This window comes from Marinobacterium nitratireducens (genome assembly GCF_014645375.1).
Taxonomy (GTDB): domain Bacteria; phylum Pseudomonadota; class Gammaproteobacteria; order Pseudomonadales; family Balneatricaceae; genus Marinobacterium_A; species Marinobacterium_A nitratireducens.
Genome location: NZ_BMLT01000007.1, coordinates 44,792 through 61,153, shown reverse-complemented (window position 1 = coordinate 61,153; position 16,362 = coordinate 44,792). Strand labels below are relative to the sequence as shown.

15 protein-coding genes and 3 pseudogenes are annotated in these 16,362 nt (G+C 54.3%); 9 read left to right on the top strand and 9 right to left on the bottom strand.

The genetic code is table 11. The features are described 5' to 3' along the window. Nucleotides 1-56: 56 nt before the first annotated feature. Nucleotides 57-497: an acyl-CoA thioesterase gene (locus IEX85_RS14340; RefSeq protein WP_188861307.1), complete on the bottom strand. Its 441-nt coding sequence runs from the start codon at nucleotides 495-497 to the stop codon at nucleotides 57-59. Between the two features lie 356 nt (nucleotides 498-853). On the opposite strand from IEX85_RS14340, the pseudogene IEX85_RS24025 reads away from it, so the two are divergent. Continuing rightward, a pseudogene (locus tag IEX85_RS24025) lies at nucleotides 854-1,295 on the top strand (transposase); the annotation flags it as partial. A 32-nt stretch (nucleotides 1,296-1,327) separates the two neighbouring features. Beyond that, entirely contained in the window at nucleotides 1,328-1,942 is a 615-nt protein-coding gene (locus tag IEX85_RS14335; RefSeq protein WP_188861506.1) for a tyrosine-type recombinase/integrase, read from the top strand. Nucleotides 1,943-2,085: 143 nt separating this feature from the next. Here IEX85_RS14335 and IEX85_RS14330 read toward each other — a convergent pair whose 3' ends face one another. Then, nucleotides 2,086-2,853 carry a DUF5677 domain-containing protein gene (locus tag IEX85_RS14330; protein ID WP_188861306.1) on the bottom strand — a complete coding sequence of 256 codons (768 nt, stop codon included), beginning with the start codon at nucleotides 2,851-2,853 and terminating at the stop codon, nucleotides 2,086-2,088. 271 nt (nucleotides 2,854-3,124) lie between these two features. After that, nucleotides 3,125-3,754, bottom strand: coding sequence for an ETEC_3214 domain-containing protein (locus tag IEX85_RS14325; RefSeq protein ID WP_188861305.1), 630 nt, complete (start codon nucleotides 3,752-3,754; stop codon nucleotides 3,125-3,127). Nucleotides 3,755-4,103: 349 nt separating this feature from the next. Between IEX85_RS14325 and IEX85_RS14320 the strand changes: the two genes are divergently transcribed. Further along, nucleotides 4,104-4,322, top strand: a complete 219-nt coding sequence (locus IEX85_RS14320; RefSeq protein ID WP_188861304.1) for a hypothetical protein — start codon at nucleotides 4,104-4,106, stop codon at nucleotides 4,320-4,322. Between the two features lie 44 nt (nucleotides 4,323-4,366). After that, the gene (locus IEX85_RS14315) at nucleotides 4,367-5,104 is read left to right on the top strand and encodes a DNA/RNA non-specific endonuclease (protein WP_188861303.1); all 738 of its coding nucleotides are present in this window, start codon (nucleotides 4,367-4,369) and stop codon (nucleotides 5,102-5,104) included. A gap of 58 nt (nucleotides 5,105-5,162) precedes the next feature. Here IEX85_RS14315 and tnpC (IEX85_RS14310) read toward each other — a convergent pair. Beyond that, a pseudogene (gene tnpC / locus IEX85_RS14310) lies at nucleotides 5,163-5,717 on the bottom strand (IS66 family transposase); the annotation flags it as partial. 144 nt (nucleotides 5,718-5,861) lie between these two features. Here tnpC (IEX85_RS14310) and IEX85_RS14305 point away from each other — a divergent pair. The 4 genes from IEX85_RS14305 to IEX85_RS14290 all read left to right on the top strand — a co-directional run bounded on the left by IEX85_RS14305 (nucleotide 5,862) and on the right by IEX85_RS14290 (nucleotide 9,724). Further along, complete coding sequence (locus IEX85_RS14305) at nucleotides 5,862-6,473, top strand: IS1 family transposase (RefSeq protein WP_188861302.1); 612 nt, start codon at nucleotides 5,862-5,864, stop codon at nucleotides 6,471-6,473. Nucleotides 6,474-6,516: 43 nt separating this feature from the next. Next, nucleotides 6,517-7,746, top strand: a complete 1,230-nt coding sequence (locus IEX85_RS14300; RefSeq protein WP_188861301.1) for a tyrosine-type recombinase/integrase — start codon at nucleotides 6,517-6,519, stop codon at nucleotides 7,744-7,746. Between the two features lie 107 nt (nucleotides 7,747-7,853). Further along, nucleotides 7,854-8,711 carry a tyrosine-type recombinase/integrase gene (locus IEX85_RS14295; RefSeq protein WP_229721932.1) on the top strand — a complete coding sequence of 286 codons (858 nt, stop codon included), beginning with the start codon at nucleotides 7,854-7,856 and terminating at the stop codon, nucleotides 8,709-8,711. After that, the gene (locus IEX85_RS14290) at nucleotides 8,708-9,724 is read left to right on the top strand and encodes a site-specific integrase (protein WP_188861300.1); all 1,017 of its coding nucleotides are present in this window, start codon (nucleotides 8,708-8,710) and stop codon (nucleotides 9,722-9,724) included. The genes IEX85_RS14295 and IEX85_RS14290 overlap by 4 nt, the downstream gene beginning before the upstream one ends. 95 nt (nucleotides 9,725-9,819) lie before the next feature. Here IEX85_RS14290 and tnpC (IEX85_RS14285) read toward each other — a convergent pair. The 4 genes and pseudogenes from tnpC (IEX85_RS14285) to IEX85_RS14265 form a co-directional block, all read right to left on the bottom strand. Continuing rightward, nucleotides 9,820-10,833 (bottom strand): annotated as a pseudogene (tnpC, locus tag IEX85_RS14285) (IS66 family transposase); the annotation flags it as partial. A gap of 91 nt (nucleotides 10,834-10,924) precedes the next feature. Beyond that, nucleotides 10,925-11,140 (bottom strand): IS66 family insertion sequence element accessory protein TnpB, encoded by a 216-nt coding sequence (gene tnpB, locus IEX85_RS14280; protein WP_268238089.1) that lies wholly within the window; start codon nucleotides 11,138-11,140, stop codon nucleotides 10,925-10,927. 116 nt (nucleotides 11,141-11,256) lie between these two features. Continuing rightward, nucleotides 11,257-11,622: an IS66-like element accessory protein TnpA gene (tnpA, locus tag IEX85_RS14270; protein ID WP_188861298.1), complete on the bottom strand. Its 366-nt coding sequence runs from the start codon at nucleotides 11,620-11,622 to the stop codon at nucleotides 11,257-11,259. Nucleotides 11,623-12,111: 489 nt separating this feature from the next. Further along, the gene (locus IEX85_RS14265; protein WP_188861297.1) at nucleotides 12,112-12,516 is read right to left on the bottom strand and encodes an H-NS histone family protein; all 405 of its coding nucleotides are present in this window, start codon (nucleotides 12,514-12,516) and stop codon (nucleotides 12,112-12,114) included. 389 nt (nucleotides 12,517-12,905) lie between these two features. Between IEX85_RS14265 and IEX85_RS14260 the strand changes: the two genes are divergently transcribed. Beyond that, entirely contained in the window at nucleotides 12,906-13,226 is a 321-nt protein-coding gene (locus IEX85_RS14260; protein WP_188861296.1) for a hypothetical protein, read from the top strand. Between the two features lie 264 nt (nucleotides 13,227-13,490). Here the strand turns inward: IEX85_RS14260 and IEX85_RS14255 are convergent, their stop codons facing one another. Continuing rightward, the gene (locus IEX85_RS14255) at nucleotides 13,491-14,879 is read right to left on the bottom strand and encodes a replication initiation protein (RefSeq protein WP_188861295.1); all 1,389 of its coding nucleotides are present in this window, start codon (nucleotides 14,877-14,879) and stop codon (nucleotides 13,491-13,493) included. Nucleotides 14,880-16,362: the final 1,483 nt, after the last annotated feature.

The following is a 16,362-nucleotide window of genomic DNA, read 5'->3' as shown; positions in this document are numbered from 1 at the left end:
GTCCGGTTCGCGCTGCAAGCACCGCAGAGCACTATAGGGACTTGTTAATGGGTTTCTTAATCAAAGGATTCCGTAATGAGTCGATCGCTTTCCAGATGGGCGACGATGTCCGCTGGTAACGGCATCGACCTGATCTTTCCGTCATGGTCCTTCCCGGTCCAGACCCGATTCTCGGTGCACTCGACAGTAAGCTCGCCCGTCTCATTGAAGATCCGGTGCAATACTGCAAAGCTGCTTCTGCCGATCTTCACGATCTCACTGTCGATCCGGATCCGGTCACCGTATTGCGACGGTTCGAAGAATTTCGATTGCGTCTCTACCATCGGAAATCCGACCGCATCATAGCGCTGCAAAAGATCGATTTTCTTCATGCCGTCAAAGGCAAACATTCGTTCCGTCGATGTATTGAAATACTCGAAATAACGGGGAAAATAGACGATTCCCGCTGGGTCGCAATCGCCCCACTCCACTTCCAGCCGGCGGCTTCTTTTCAGCATCGAACGCGCTCCTTATTATGTCCAAGGCAGCTGTGCACAGGTCCCCGATCATATGCCATGCAAGCCGCTAGTGACATCAGGAACCGTCCCGGAGATAGCCATCGGGCGTCATGCCTGTCAAACGGCTGAGCGAGCAGTGACAGGTCTTGAAGCGCATCTGCCCCTGACGTTCGATGTCGGGTGGCAACCAGAAGCCATGTCCATCCACCTTCGTTCAAATCAGGTCGGTGGGTAGAGCAGCACCAGCCACGAACTGCGCGCGCCCATCAGCGTGATCCGCAACAACGTCGACCTGATGCGCAAGCTCCTGGACACCAGTGACCAGTCGGCTGACCCGCGCGAGCGGCAGGTGATCTTTCCCTTTGACGCGACTCGTTGCGCTGATGAATGTGCGTTTACATGTCATTCTGGATGCTCAGCTCAGCCCTTACCGACGCAGCGAACTACGCCTGGCTGATAACTTTCTCGCTCGGATACCGGATCACTCAATTACCCTCTTTGATAAAGGCTTTTGGGGCGTGGACTTTCTCTTGCGGCTTGCATCGCAGGGACAACAGCGACACTGGCTGATCCCGGAGCGCAAAGGTCTGGTGTCTGAGGAGGAAGAGGTGTACAGCGAGCATGATCGCCTGCTGCGCATGAAGGTCTCGCCTCACTCAGGCACGCAAGCGCAATCCGGCTTTGCCGGCAACCTGGACCGTGCGCGCGGTGAGCTATTGGCGCAAGGGGAAGCTGAAAACCGTATTTACCTCGCTGCTGGTCGAACAGTACAGTGCTGCCCTGACCTGCTACCTACACTTCATACCACCTACCTAACTAGGAGGTATGCCATGAACACTACATCTAAAGCCACCGCGTGGAACAAAGGCAAGCTGGTTGGACAAAAGCGCCCTCTTCAACTCCATGAGATCTGGGCGATCCGTATTCGCCTTCAACTGGCTGGCAATCTGCGGGAGCTTGCGCTGTTCAATCTCGCGATCGACAGTAAACTCAGGGGCTGTGATCTTGTCCGCCTGCGGGTTGTTGACATAGCACACGGGAGCGTAATTCAAACTCGCGCTAAAGTGCTTCAACAGAAGACCGGCAGTCCCGTTCAGTTTGAGTTGACCACACAAACGCGTGATGCGGTTTCAGCGTGGCTTGCTCAGTCGAACGCCGAACTGAACGATTTCGTGTTTCGCAGTCGTAAGCATAGGTCGCAACATATATCCACTCGGCAGTACGCCCGCATCGTGAAAAAATGGATAACTAGCATCGGCCTTGACGGATCAGCGTATGGTACTCACTCGCTCAGACGTACCAAGGCAGCTTTAATCTACAAACGCACCAGAAACTTGAGGGCTATTCAGCTCCTTCTTGGGCATACCAAGATCGAAAGTACCGTACGGTATCTCGGTATCGAAGTAGATGACGCGCTAGAGCTAGCTGAGCAAACTGAGGCATAGAATTAACTCTGGCACGACCAGGGAGGTCGTGCCACGGCACAAACCAGACATAACGGTGCCAGCAGCCGAGCGTAGCGAGATCAAGCGCATCTAGCGCAGCGATGTTGCTTGGCCATATTGGGCAACATTTAATTTCATGTATGTCATTTTATACCAAATTTTTTTTTCATCTCATCACAAGATGTATTGAGAAGTGACGCTACCAACGATAGACAAAACGATGTATAGCTTTCTTCGGTATCACTTAGCACTCCTCGGCCTCTATCCTGTACTCCCATTCGGTAGAAAGACATGGGAAAACCATGAACATGGCTTGATAGAAACTTGTACAACCACCTAAACGTATTTAAATCGACACCTGCTCTACTTGCGATATCTTCGAGTGAGCTGAGATACGCTTTATTTCCATTTAAAAACTGTTTTTTCTGATTATCGGGGATGGATATAAAGAAATCATTTTTTCTAAGGCGCTCTCGTAGATCATTCAACTGCTTTTCAAAACCTGCTATATTTTCTGGCGGCTCTGGAAACTCAGAAAACAAATGCATTCTACTTTTGCAGTCATGAATATTAAAAACATTCCATCTACAATTCCACTCATCCTCGGAGCATGACTCTATGCACAAGTAGAAAAAAGCGATTCTTATTTCCAATAAAGAGCGCGTTAGGCTTGCCATTGATGCATAGTCCCAATGTTCGATTAGCTTATGAGACCAAGGACTGTATGGGGCAAGTGTCGCAACGCTAACTGCTCGAGTGCAGAGTGATGTAAATAAAACTGACGCATAAAAATGAGCGCCCGTTGGCGAGGGAATACCAGCACAGGCTTGAGATACAGAAACGGAACGCCTAACAGCTTCATCTAATGCTGTGATGCATTTTTTATAATGCTCAGATGGTTGGTTACTCATTCATACACCGCAATAGGTTGCCGGAAGAAGCGTGCGTATTGAGGCCAATATGATAACCTTAAATTTTTCGCTTAAAACTTGTCTAGCATATTCACTACACACGCCATTAACCGCTCATGTTTGCCATGCCCCCCGTTATAACATCCTTTAATCTCCCTCATTCCTCTAGTGACCTTTATTCCTTTGTCTAGTCCAACGACTACCAACAAAGAGCGAACATTGATGAACTTAGAGGTAGCCATATTGCTCCCTGAAATCAGAATTCTTTGTATCAAATAAAACCAAAGTAACTAAAATAAGGAGGCTCATCTAGGTTCGTAACGCATACCCAGTTAACCTTCATTTTCGGAGGTATTTCACTTCGTTGATCTAGTTCTGGAGACCAGTGGTATTTATCAGTCGACACGCGAGGACACTCCAGTACTCCTACTGCATAATTCCAGTAGAAGCCAGGAAAACCATAGCTTTTGATTACATAAAAGTGATAAAACTTCGACGAGCTATCGAAATGTATCTCGTCGTCCGGATCAATAATTTTAGCGAAGGTTGTCTTCCCTAGTACAAGGTCGTTTATTGGCCAAACCTGAAACCGCTTCCAAAAACTTATATTAGCGAGCCCAACTGAAACTGCATTGACTGACGAATGATCGTTAAAATCTACCTGCACACAGGCGTCAGAAAAAACGTATCTATACTGATTTTCGCTTTTTTGGTTTGGTGTGCCAAGAATTTCCTTAACGCTATCAATTGACACTCCCGGCTTTACATGCTCAAAGAGATTCTTTGGGGCGCGTTTATAGGTAAAGCTAGGTCGACGAATTGTTTTGAAGACTAAACCAAACAGTTTTATAGCCGGAGCCAGGATGCTTTTAGCTATCGAGAGAACTATTGGGTCTGACATATTAATTTCTAACCAGTATCTAACAACATTTGATCCATAATGCTGTGATATTGGACCATTTCTCGCCTCAACGCCAGCCCGCCAGTAGAAACTGAACATTCTATTGCGGCGAAACCCGCGTGAAGGTCTGGCAGAATGTCCGCTTCGGGTCGTCTGCGGCCATCTTGCATTCGTTCAGCACGATCGTGAATTATCGTACCTACCATATATTCTGAGATTTCTGGAATTTCCAATAAGTATCTTATTAAAGACTAGTTTCGACACTCATTAGCGCACTTTGCGGAAGAAAAGCCGACTAGGTGCTATGCTGATTTAGGCTCAGGACGAGCCCAATACTGGAGATACGGATATGTCACAGCCACTCTACCGCGAGGTAAAGCGCCTCGCTGCAATGCTTGAAACCGATCACCCTTGCCCGCCAGACATCAACCTGGACAATTGGGTCGATCAAGAGCTAACACAGCTAAGCTCTCTACACTTCAGGCATAGGACGCTGATGAAGGTGATTGTGAGCGACTATTATGGAATGCTGATTGAGAAGGCGCTGGCGCGATCTACGGTGCCCTGAACCCTCGGACTGAGGATACAAGGTCAGCTTCGAAGGAGCTGGCCATGAACAGAACGACCATCGCTATCCTAATACTTCTACCTACCGCTGTATCAGCAGATATCCTGTCGGTTCATTGTCCGCTTGGCTGCCCGTCAAACCCTGTTGGCAACGATCTTCTGTTTGCCCACATCTACGTTCTGTCCAATAACCCGGCAACGAAATTCGCCGATTGGGTTGCCTATGAGGTCGACGTTGTCAATTTCGGCGCATCGCCGGGGCGCGAGTGGAGGCCGGATCCGCTGCTCGATGATGATGAGACTCTCGAACCAGAAGACTACAGTGGGGCCTTCTCAAGCGCACTCAGAGCTAACAGGGGCCACCAGGCTCCTCTCGCGGCGTTCGCAGGTTCACGATACTGGCCGGAACTCAACTATCTCAGCAACATTACTCCGCAGGATAAGGACCTCAATCAGGGACCTTGGGCGGATCTCGAAGATGCGGTCCGCGCTGCGGTGAGCTATCGGCACTCGCTCTTCGGCATCACAGGCACGCTGTACGAAAGCGCCATGCCAGGGCTAATAGGGGCAAACGAATTCGCTATTGTGCCGAGCGGATATTTCAAAATTATCTATGACGGGTCAGGCAAAGCGGCCGGCTTTGTCATGAATCAGGACTCAGGGTTACAGGACGACCATTGCAGCAAGAATGCAACTCTTACTACAATTCAGTCAAAAGTTAGCTTTGTCCTGCCAGCACTGAGCGATAGCCAGGCAATGTACGCTCGGCTAGGTTGTGATTAGACCCTTAATTTGAGAGTCAATCTGGCTTTCTCGACCTGCGTTCGTAAGCGTCCGGCGATCACGCCTTGTCGGAGGTCGCCGGTTGCCATGTATGCGGCAGCAACTCGTCGATGGCGCTGGCCTTATGAGTTGGTAGCCGGGTCAGCACATCTTTCAGATAGGCATAGGGTTCATGCCCGTTTAGCTTGGCGGACTGGATCAGGCTCATGATTGCGGCGGCCCGCCGGCCACTGCGCAAGGAACCTGCGAACAGCCAGTTTTTCCGGCCAAGTGCCCAAGGCCGGATCAGGTTTTCGACCCGGTTGTTGTCGATTGGGATAGCCCCATCATCCAGGTAGCGTGTCAGCGCGGCCCAGCGTTTCAGACTGTAGTCCAGGGCGTTGGCGATGGCCGTACCCTCCGGTACTTGCAACCGCTGAGCCTGCATCCACTCATGTAGCGCATCCATGATTGGCTTGGAGCGATCTTGGCGAAGTTGCTGTCGGTCATCGGCTGTCAGATCTCGAGCCTCATGCTCAACCCTGTATAGCTGCTTGATCGTCTCGACCGCCTGGCCAGCGATCTGGCTCTTGCCCGACACATGCAACTCGACGAACTTGCGGCGCGCGTGCGCCTTATCTCGTGCTCTTGATAAGGCGCATTATCTCGAGACGATTTTTATCTGGAGTAAAACGCCAGACAGCAAGGCCTGTGGGCAACGCTTGGCAGCGTTTGCCGGGATAAAATATCGGTTAGCAGCCAGCGGTACAGGCGTCAGATGCAGATCCTATTCGAGACACCGCTCTCGGGCGAGACCTATGTGGCGGCTCAAGGGTGGCGCATGGCAAGCTTGCCAAGCTGCCCGTTGCATCCGCAAGGCGGCTGTTCGTTCTCCCGACACGGCACCTATCCCCGTGTAACGCCTGCTGGTACACGGATACCGCGCTGGTACTGTCCGGAGGGCCATCGCACTTTCAGCCTGTTGCCGGATTTCCTGGCCTCTCGTCTGCCCGGCACGCTTGCAGCGTTAGAGCGGGTCGTCCTGTACGTCGAACTCGCCGGCAGCGTTGAAGCTGCCGCTGATACGTTGCGGCCCGACGATGTCTCCTTACCCAGTGCCGTTCGATGGGTCCGTCGCCGGATTCACCTGGTACGAGACGTTTTAGCCGGTGTTTTGCAGACGGCGCCAGCGGTGTTTCGCGACTGCCAACCCAGTATCACGTCGTTCGGAGAGAGGCTGCATGGGCCCGGCGTTTTGGCGGCGCTGCGCACCACGTTCGCCGTTTATCTGCCAAGTTTGCCGGCGCCTCTGGGGTTCGCCCCGCGCGGCGCGGATTTCCGGCGCACCCAACACAACTCTGGGGCTGACCCGCCCACGTTTCGGCATTAACGTTGTCACCATGTGTCATTGACGCAACAAGCGGAGTTGAGCGGTGCACAGCGAGCAGGCGGTAACCATTTTCGAGACCCGGTTAGCCAAGGTACTGGACGTATGGCGGGATAACCGCTGTCTCAAGCCGTCTTCGATGGGCCAGTATCTCTACTGGATCCGCCGTTTCCATCACTACTGCATGGCTGAAGCCCTTGATGCCGATGAACAACTGACGCAGACCGGCGTGAACATCTTTGCTCAGTGGTACGCACGACAGCGGCGGACCGATGCGGAGTGTGCCTGCCAACGGGCGCAGTCCGCGTTACGGGCCTGGGCACTTGGACTCAGCACCTTGGGCGTCAAGGTCCCTGCGTGGCAACCCGACACGGATCGCACTTCTGAGCCCGAGCCCCGACTACAGGCTTTCGCCGAACATTTGCGCCAACATCGGGGCAACCCGGAAGGTACCATCAAGAAGAAGCTGGCCCATATTAGCCGCTTCCTAAAGTTTATCGGCGCCCGGCATCGGCCGCTGCGGCACCTGAAGCTGACCGATATCGATGCGTTCCTGGTGGATTGCAGCAAGCACTATGCGCGCACGACCACGGCAGACATCGGTGGTAGCCTGCGCCGCTATATGCGTTTTTTGTTGGCCACCGGACAGGTATCCACTGATCTGGCATCCTCCATCGTGACGCCGATCGTGCGCCGCTATGAACGGCCACTGCGGGCGCTGCCGTGGGATGATGTCCGCCGTATCCTGGCGGCTATTGATCGCCGGACACCCGTCGGCTTACGCGACTATACGGTGCTCTTGCTGATGAGCAGTTATGGCTTGGGGGCCGGTGAGGTGATCCGTCTGACGCTCGACGATATCGATTGGCGAGCGGCCACCTTGCGTGTCGTGCGGCCAAAGACCGGTGTCAGCTTCCTACTGCCACTGTTGCCGGCGCTTGCCCTGGCGCTGGTCAACTATCTCCAGCATGGACGCCCCCGCCGGGCACCAACGCGACATCTGTTTCTGTCGATGAGGGCGCCGCATCATCCCTTGAGTGCGTCTTCGGCGATACGGCATTTGCTCATCGGTCATGCCAAGACGGCTAGCGTAACGGCCGCGTACTTGGGTAGCCATGTGTTGCGCCATACTCACGCATGCCGGCAGATGGAGCAGGAGACCTCGCCTAAGGTACTGAGTGATATTCTCGGTCATCGTTCGCCGGAGTCGCTTTCCGCCTATGTGCGCATTGCCACCGAGCACTTGCGCCAACTGCCCCTGCCGGTGCCCAAGTGACGCTCATCAGTGCGGCGGAACTTGCCGAAGACATAACCCACTTTGTCGCCTTCAAGCATGCGATGGGGTATTCGTAACGGCGCAGTGAACTGACGCTGAAGAGCTTTTTGCGCGCTTTCGAACAACGAGCCGGTTTGCACGCCAAGGTGCCGTTTGATGCCGTATTGCATGAGTGGTTGTCACGTAGCCCACATCGGCAACCCGTCACCGTGGGACTGGAGTTTGGCGTCATCCGCCAACTATGCCTGTATCGCCGCCGTCGGGATCCCGACAGCTTTGTCCCAGAACCGGACTGGGCGCCCATCAAGGAGTCGACCTTTCTGCCGTATATCTTTACCTATGAAGAGGTCGTCCATCTCATTGCCGCCGCCAGTGCGCATGAGGCCCGTCATCTCGCTGGCGGCATGCTGCGCATGTTGTTGCTGATACTCTATTGCACCGGTCTGCGCCTCGGGGAGGCGGTACGGTTGCAACTGTCCGATGTCGATCTGGAACAGCTGTGCTTTATTGTCCGGGAGAGTAAGGGGAAGACCCGGATCGTACCATTTCTGGACGATTTGGCCCGGGAGCTGAGCGACTGCCTGTTGCTACGCCGGCGCATCCTGGAGGCAACGGCAACCGTTGACCCGGGGGCACTGCTGCTGCGCAATAGCGGTCAAGTACTACCGGTGAAGGTAGCTTCCGAAGCTATTCGCCGGCTTCTGCGTCGGGAAGGGCTCAAGCCTGCCAAAGGCCGGAAGGGACCACGCCCGTATGAGTTCCGACATGCCTACGCCGTACACCGGTTAACCGCGTGGTATCACGAGGGCGTCGATATCCATGCCCGCTTGCCCTGGCTTTCAGCGTATATGGGCCATGTCGATGTGCTCGGCACCCAAGTCTATCTGCGGGCAACACCGGAACTGATGCGTCTGGCCAGTCAGCGTTTTGCTCGACACTGGCACCACCTCGATAGCACGTCATGAACAGAGCACCCAAAGATCCGCTGTTGGGATGCGTCGAGAGTTTCTTCCGCGACTATTTACAGCGGCTGCGGGGGGCCAGCCCACACACTGTGCGTGCCTATCGCGATACCCTGCGACTGCTTTTCATTTACCTCGCGGATACCAAGGGATGCGCCGTTGCCGACTTGCAACTCAGCGACCTGCGGGTCGATGAGATTGCAGCCTTTTTGACCCAGCTGGAATCGGTGCGCGCCAACGCAATCGCCACACGTAACTGCCGACTCGCCGCGATCCGCAGTTTCTGCAAGCATCTGATCCGCGTAGACCTTCCACATGCCGAGCAGTATCAACGGATCCTGGCATTGCCGGCGAAGAAGTGCCGACAACCGCTGGCGGTCTATCTGGAAGCCGAAGAAGTGCATGCCATTATCGACCAGCCCGACCGTCGAACAGCGCTCGGTCAACGGGATCATGGGTTACTGTTGTTTCTCTACAATACGGGGGCACGCATCAGTGAGGCCCTGGCCGTTTGTTGTGCAGACCTGCATCTGACACCGCCCCGACAGGTGCGCCTTCATGGGAAGGGCAGAAAGGATCGGCTTTGCCCGCTGTGGCGCGAGACCACTCAGGCACTTCAGCGCCTGCCTACCGTCCGCGACGGCAAGCCAGGTGGCTTCGTCTTTGTGAATCGACAGGGTCAACCGCTGACGCGTGACGGTGTGGCCTATCTGCTTCGTAAGTATGTGGCTGCCGCGATCCCATCGGCTCCAACCTTGCGACGCCGCAAAATCACCCCGCATGTGCTCCGGCACAGTTGTGCGGTCGCGCTGCTACAGTCGGGTGTCGACATTACCGTGATCCGCGACTATCTCGGTCATGCCAGTGTCGCGACAACCAGTCGCTATCTCACAACCAACTTGCAGATGAAACGCGCAGCACTTGAAGCCTTCTGGAAACGCGCGGGTATAACGCCGGTGAACGCAAAGCCGTGGCATCCCAGTCCCGACTTGCTCGCCTTCCTGGCGTCGCTGTAGCAGCCGGCAATTTTATCCCGTGATAATGCAGCCCCAATGTCGCATGAGTACCGGGATCTTCAGGGACCACTCCGGATAAAAGTCGACTCGGGATAATGCGCCAGGCAGCCGATCTCGATGATGCCTTTCTCGAAGCCGGCCTTATAGCCTGAGTAATCACCGCAGACCAGCTGTCCCTGCCAGTCACCGAGGAAGTCGCGCGCATGCTGGCCGGCACGGCCGGGGGCGAAGTCGTAGACGACTGCGGTCAGATCGGAGAACGGCGCGCTGGCATAGGCCCAGATATATGCCTTGTGGGTTTTCTTCTTGCCCGGCGCCAGCATCGGCACCGGCGTCTCGTCCGCATGCAGTACCGCTTCGCCCAACAGTCGGTCCCGCAACGCGTCGACCAGGGGCTGTACCTGCACACCGCAGATGCCGATCCACTCGGCCAGTGTTGAACGTGGGATCGCGACGCCGGCGCGGGCGAAGATCTGTTCCTGCCGGTACAACGGCAGATGGTCGGCGTACTTGGCGATCAGCACATGGGCCAGCAGCCCGGTGGTCGGGATGCCCTTGTCGATGATGTGGGCCGGCATCGGTGCCTGTGTCAGCGACTCGCACGCGTCGCAGACCCACTTGCCTCGGATATGGCGCTCGACGGTGAAGACACCGGGCGTATAGTCGAGCTTCTCGCTGATCTCTTCGCCGATACGCTTGAGCTGGCAGCCGCAGGGACAGTCGGTTGAGTCCGGTTCGTGGTGGATCTCGGTACGAGGGAGCTCGGCCGGGAGCGGTGACCGCTTGGGCTGACGTTTCTCCGGCTTAGCCGCCACCGGCGCATTCAGTTGCTCAAGTTCTGCTTCGATCGCCGCGATATCGGCATCGACCACCTCGTCCAGCAGGCTGATCTGAAGCACGTTAAGCTGCTCACTACGCTGACCATACTTATGGCGTTTGAGCAGTGCCACTTCGTGCGTCAGCTTTCCAATTTTCAGATCGCGCTGCTGGATGGTGTGATTCCGCTGTTGGATCGTTTGATCCTGCTGCTCGACGCGTACCAGCAGCTCACTCGCCAGTTGGCGAAGCTGCTCAGCGGAGAGCTGGGAGAGATCGGGTGTCGTGGTCATGCGGGACAGTATGCCCACGTTCCGTCAGCATGGGGATACCCGGATCGGCTAATGGCCCACCGAGCCCGTTTATGCTCCGTCAGAAGGACCGTCAGATCCGGCTGATAACGCCTGCCGCGCCGAGTCGCTGCCAGGGCAGGCCTTGCATCAGTGCATGCAGTTGTTCGGTTGTCAGTGCCAAGCGATCGCCACGCCAGATCTCTGCCCAGTGGGGCTTGCCCTGGTTCAAACGACGGGCGCAGAGCCAGATACCCAGGCCATCATGGATCAGCACTTTGATCCGGTTGCCGCGCTTGTTGGCGAACAGCTACGCGCAGTGAGGTCGGGCCTCACCGAACACTTTCACGACCCGCGCCAAGGCGGTATCAGGCCCTGCCCGCATATCGATCGGAGCGGTCGCCAGCCAGATCTCGTCGATGCGGATCATCGCAGCAGATCCTGCAACCAGCGCAGACAACGGTCGCCGTCCGACAGGGGCCAGTTCACGACCAGACTGCCGCCGGCACGTGGGATCTCGATCCGGATACTCTCGCCAGAACCCGCCGCCTGCGGTTGGTGCGGCTGTGCCGGCAATGCGATGGGCAGAAAAGTTGGTGACGTCGACGTGGCGTCCTGCTGCCGGGCGGCGCGGATCCATTTATGGACCAGGTTGGCGTTGAGCCCATGATCCAGGGCGATCCGGGCGACCGACGCCCCTGGTTGCTGGCAGTTGGCCACGATCCTGGCCTTGAACTCGGCAGTGAAGCGGCGACGCTTAATGGGGGTATCCGATGTGCTTAGCAGGGTCATAACAGGTGTCCACTTATAAGTAGGTGGACACTATCGCCAGTGGACAGCCGAGCGCTCAAGGCGGGTTCGCCGGACGCTTACCTGCGTTCCCGTTCTGGGGTAGGATCTGCTCCCGCCTTCCCGACCGATCTTGACCTCGACGACGGAGTCACCGGGCCATTACTTGCCCGTTGGCTATCAGGCATGTATTAAAGGCAACCTCTGCCTCAAGCGGCTGATCTGATGCCATGTGCTACTGGCACTAAAATATGAGTAGAACCTGTCGAGGACCATTGAATCCCATTCGGGATTGGCGGTTTTGGTCGTCGATCTATCGATAGGCAGTCGGACTTACGGAAGGTTTCGGTGGAATTAATCGACATGCGGCGATAACGATACAACCAAGGGGGCAACTGCTGCCCCCCCTCTTCTCCGAATATACGGGGTGTCAGTATTGCTTGTATCAAGGCACGGCTCCGGTTCGATAAACCGCGTCCTACGAGTTAGCGCTTAGTCTTGGATCAAGAAGTCTTCTTTCGATGCGCCGTTGTTGATGCGCTCCTGGAAAACCTTTGGGGTACGTCCGCGACCAGACCATTCATGCGCATTGCCGTCTTCATCGATCAGACGATACTTGGCCACTACTTTGGCACGCTTGCTCGACGCAGAAGCGCCAACGCTAGCGAGATCTTCAGGCGACAAGCCAGCAGCGACCATTTGTTCCTGAATTTTCCTGATCGCCTCGAGACGCTCAGATTCGGCAGCTTTGCGGGCCTCGTCCGCCTCGACCTTTTCTTCTTTGATCTCGGCTAGATCAGCAATGACCTTCTCGATATCCGCGATAGACAGCGGCACACATTCTTTACGCAGAGAGTTCTTCCGCAACAGGGTTGCTGCAAAATCAAGGTTACTCATTCCCACCAATCCTTATTAGAGCGGTTGCATTTGATATAATTGTACGTCAATAATGCCGATTAGCAACAGAGGCTCTCAGCCAAAAGCAGCATAATAGCGTATCGCCCTACAATCAGTAGGCTATTCATCTGAGCATTGCAATTGCATTTTCAGTCAAACAATATGAATTTGAACTGCTACACTGATGATATGCTAATTAAAAAACACGATCGACATCAATACCACTAATACAATGTTGCCAAAATACGACAAGCTCAATGATTCCTATATCACGAGCGATGCCATCTGAACCGTCCTCGTAGCGCACTAGGGCTGTGATTTAGCAGTCGCTTGCATTGCGGCCACAACGGCGTTAGCGTAAATACCACATCATCAAATTTGGAGTCTACATGGACTGGGATTCGTACTTCGCCAAAGCGAAGAAAGCTACTACACTTGAGCGTATGCTGCTGTCGAAAGTCGAACAAATGGGTATCCGATACAATCCCGGTAGCGAGTCCCTCAGATTGGTCGCGGATTTTTACAAGGACTCCTATCCGTCAGCGTATCAGATGCTGATGGCCGCCCATAAACGCGAACAAGCACTTGAGGCCACTCCCCCTGCCGCACAGCGTGCCAACTCAATCACAAATAGCGCTACCTCTATGCAGAAGGGTCTGGAAGACGAAATTCAGGCCTGGATGGCGCATCATCGTAAGGCCAACGCCTGAAGATTGTTTAAGATATAACACTATAAGGGTTTTAAAATTGAATCTATTCTGCTGGCCCGTTCTGTATGTCAGCTAGCGGTACAGCCGCCGACATGACTTGAGGCCGGTAGATTACCTATCTCAGAGCAGGTCTAGACGGCTATTTCCAACCGTTGACTACCCAGTCAATGGTCCGTCAATCAGCTCTGGTTCGAACCACGCGCGCAGGTTCATTATCGTGTCGGTGAATTTAAGTGGCCACTAAATGAGTCGCTATAGTGGCCACTACCAGTCCGTATCCTTTATATCCATTATCGAAGCCGAAACGTCCGCTCTTTTCTGTTTAGCGTCGCGCTTAGCCTCTGTCTTAGCGCGATTGGCTTTCAAGGTTCGATACCCCTGATATAGGATTTCAATACATTCAGACTCAAATCCGTTCGCCAGGAAGTCATCTTGATCGTCCTGGGGTAGCGTCGGCCAAAGTTTGAGCAGCTGATCTTTGATAAAGTCAGCCTGCATGGCTTCTTTCACATGCACTCCCGCTCTAAGTGCTGCAATTCCGGCGTAATCGTCCTTAAATGCCTTCCGTAGCCAGCCCGACACCTTCGACACAGTCTGCCCATCGGCCACTTGATCCTGGTAGTAATTGACATTCCTCTTTAGACATTCTTCAGAGTAGGTGCTGCGCAATTTCGTCAAAGCCGCCGGCGTAAAGGTTTGGATCAGCAACAACTTCCAGTCATCGGCCGCGACGTCATCCCCATTTGGCTGAATCTGGGTCGCAGATATCTTGAACCGGATGGACTTCACCGGAGCTCTTGATTTGGGTGTCGTGCGGTCCGGTAACGTATAGGTAAAGGTCAGATCACCACCGTCCATCTGCTTCTGAGCTTTTCGCAACACGTCCCGCTCAAACAATGAGAAACGCGGATAAGCGGAAGGGGCGATGTTCAGCATATCCCTTAGCTCACTATAGGGAATCGTCTTGTAAGCGACGTAAACGCCGGAGGCAACAGCCTTTAGGGACAGCGCCGCGCGTAGTATTTCGTACAGCCTGATCGCATGTCCCGAGGACATAGTTATCACGCTGTTCAACTGGTAGTAGGTAAAGTTACCACGAAGGTCTATCAGATAATCCTTCAGTCGCTCATTGAATACAAACGTGATCAGGTTGGCTTCGGCGTTATACGCAGCTTTCTGAAACAGGTTGACCTTGACGTAGCTGTCACCGCCAGTCGGCTTGGGAATATTACGTACCTTCCTGCCTTCGCGTTGGGCAGCGATACGCTCGGCACGAAGCGCCTCTTCCCAGTCCTTATCGATATATGGAACCTTGACCACGGCTTGCTGGAGCTCTGTCGTCAAATCGTCGACCAGTTCGTACATCGATTGCCGGGTAATCTTAACCAGACGGGCTAACTCGGTGCGGCTGAAGTTGACAGGATGAAACTCGGTCGAACGCGGATCCAGCTTAGATAACACGCAGGAAAACGTCTTAAGCGCCAAGGTCCTCATCGAGAAGTGACCATGGATTATCTCGTTCCGCTTGTAAACGAGCGCGCTTTTCTGATCGTGTAGTTCTTGTTCGAACATGTCCGACTGAACTTGAATGGCCTCAGGAATGTTTTCATCCTCAACCAGCTCACCGGACAACACTCTCAACCCATCATCCATTCTTGATTCTCAAACCTCACTTGCTCGTCCACGGACACTACAGCCCCATTGAAGGGTTGAGCTGCGCCCTTCCCCTACACGACGTAACGTTGCGCGTAGCATCCCTAGTTTTGATCTCGACAGGGCACAGACTTGACCGTCCTGATCAGAGATCAAAACATACAAGAACGCTCTAGCCATGATGTTGGCACTCTCGCTGCTACGGCACCGGCGCCAAGCCTGACGCGTGTAGCCGGTCCTGCCCATGTGCAACGACGTGTCATGTGCAGATTTCGTCAGGCAACGAGCGCTTTAAAGAAGCTTTATAGCGCTTGGTACCTGACAATTCAAGTAAAGATACGGCATTAGAGCGCGTCGGGTCTGACAAACATTTACGTAGAGCGCGTGCTACCTGACAGCGTCCGTCACCATTCGATCCAAAAGCGCGTTCAACCTGACAATATGGACATTCCAATGGCACCCAACTGCCGAACGAGCCTTAACCCGCGATTTGCGGTTGCCCGCAATGTAAATCCGGCTTTTGTAAAGCGCGTCCAACCTGACGAAGAAGATCGATATTTTCACTAGAGCGCGTTTTTCCTGTCACTTTTCCTTTCTTCCTGGCCAAGATAAGCACATTCGCAATCGCGGTCTCCGAATCGCCGCCGTACTGACGTCAATGGCTCGCTCGATCAGGCGATCGCATCCTTTGCCAGGCTCACAGCCTCGCGTTACAGCATGTGTCGTGCCCTATCGTCAGGTAGAACGCGTCTTGAAACGTCACCATAACCAATATCTGTCAGGTACTACGCGCTCAATAGACAGCTGAACCATCGGAACAACGCTCAAGAGCAGCCATCATCTATTTGCGCTCTCCCGATATGGTAGGTAGGACGCGCTATGCTCGCATCCTTGCGGATACGCTACCTGACGCTCCAAAGTATCCAGCAAAGCAATGCGGCTAGACTGTCAGGAATAACGCGCTCTATTAGGAGAAAAGCGAGCGGTCTTGCGGTTTCCCTGGCCGCCAACGACACCGCCAAGCAATTGCCGTCAGGTAGCACGCGCTCTAACTTCGAAAATATACTGCGCCGTCAGGTAGGGCACGCTCTAATGGTATGGCATCCGTGGTAGCGTCAGGTAACACACGCTTAGCGCTCATTTTCTGGATCCTATACCTGACGCGGCCCCGATGTACTCAGCGTTTGAGTCGATGCTCGTGCAGAAACCGTCAAGTACACAGCGCTTTCCTATGGCAGTAGCGCAGCCGTTACCCCCCAACCCTCTGAAACCCCTCACAATTGGCGCGCAATCATGCAGTCAACCTCCAATAGCGGAGCGCGTACCTGACGTTTGGACCCATTCGATACGGTCTCGGCCGGATTGAAGGCCTTTTAGGGGCCAAAATCCGCCACATTTCTGGTCCAGACACGCTCACCAACGCTAAAATGTCAGGTAAAGCGCGCCTAAAGTAGCGACCGATGATAGGATGTCAGGTATCCCG

What these genes read in the sequence shown, in the direction of transcription:
- IEX85_RS14265 (WP_188861297.1), bottom strand. Translation starts at nt 12,516, where the DNA reads ATGAGTAACCTTGATTTTGCAGCAACCCTGTTGCGGAAGAACTCTCTG.
- IEX85_RS14335 (WP_188861506.1), top strand. Translation starts at nt 1,328, where the DNA reads ATGAACACTACATCTAAAGCCACCGCGTGGAACAAAGGCAAGCTGGTT.
- IEX85_RS14305 (WP_188861302.1), top strand. Translation starts at nt 5,862, where the DNA reads ATGCAGATCCTATTCGAGACACCGCTCTCGGGCGAGACCTATGTGGCG.
- IEX85_RS14260 (WP_188861296.1), top strand. Translation starts at nt 12,906, where the DNA reads ATGGACTGGGATTCGTACTTCGCCAAAGCGAAGAAAGCTACTACACTT.
- IEX85_RS14315 (WP_188861303.1), top strand. Translation starts at nt 4,367, where the DNA reads ATGAACAGAACGACCATCGCTATCCTAATACTTCTACCTACCGCTGTA.
- IEX85_RS14325 (WP_188861305.1), bottom strand. Translation starts at nt 3,754, where the DNA reads ATGTCAGACCCAATAGTTCTCTCGATAGCTAAAAGCATCCTGGCTCCG.
- IEX85_RS14255 (WP_188861295.1), bottom strand. Translation starts at nt 14,879, where the DNA reads ATGGATGATGGGTTGAGAGTGTTGTCCGGTGAGCTGGTTGAGGATGAA.
- IEX85_RS14290 (WP_188861300.1), top strand. Translation starts at nt 8,708, where the DNA reads ATGAACAGAGCACCCAAAGATCCGCTGTTGGGATGCGTCGAGAGTTTC.
- IEX85_RS14340 (WP_188861307.1), bottom strand. Translation starts at nt 497, where the DNA reads ATGCTGAAAAGAAGCCGCCGGCTGGAAGTGGAGTGGGGCGATTGCGAC.
- IEX85_RS14320 (WP_188861304.1), top strand. Translation starts at nt 4,104, where the DNA reads ATGTCACAGCCACTCTACCGCGAGGTAAAGCGCCTCGCTGCAATGCTT.
- tnpA (WP_188861298.1), bottom strand. Translation starts at nt 11,622, where the DNA reads ATGACCCTGCTAAGCACATCGGATACCCCCATTAAGCGTCGCCGCTTC.
- IEX85_RS14330 (WP_188861306.1), bottom strand. Translation starts at nt 2,853, where the DNA reads ATGAGTAACCAACCATCTGAGCATTATAAAAAATGCATCACAGCATTA.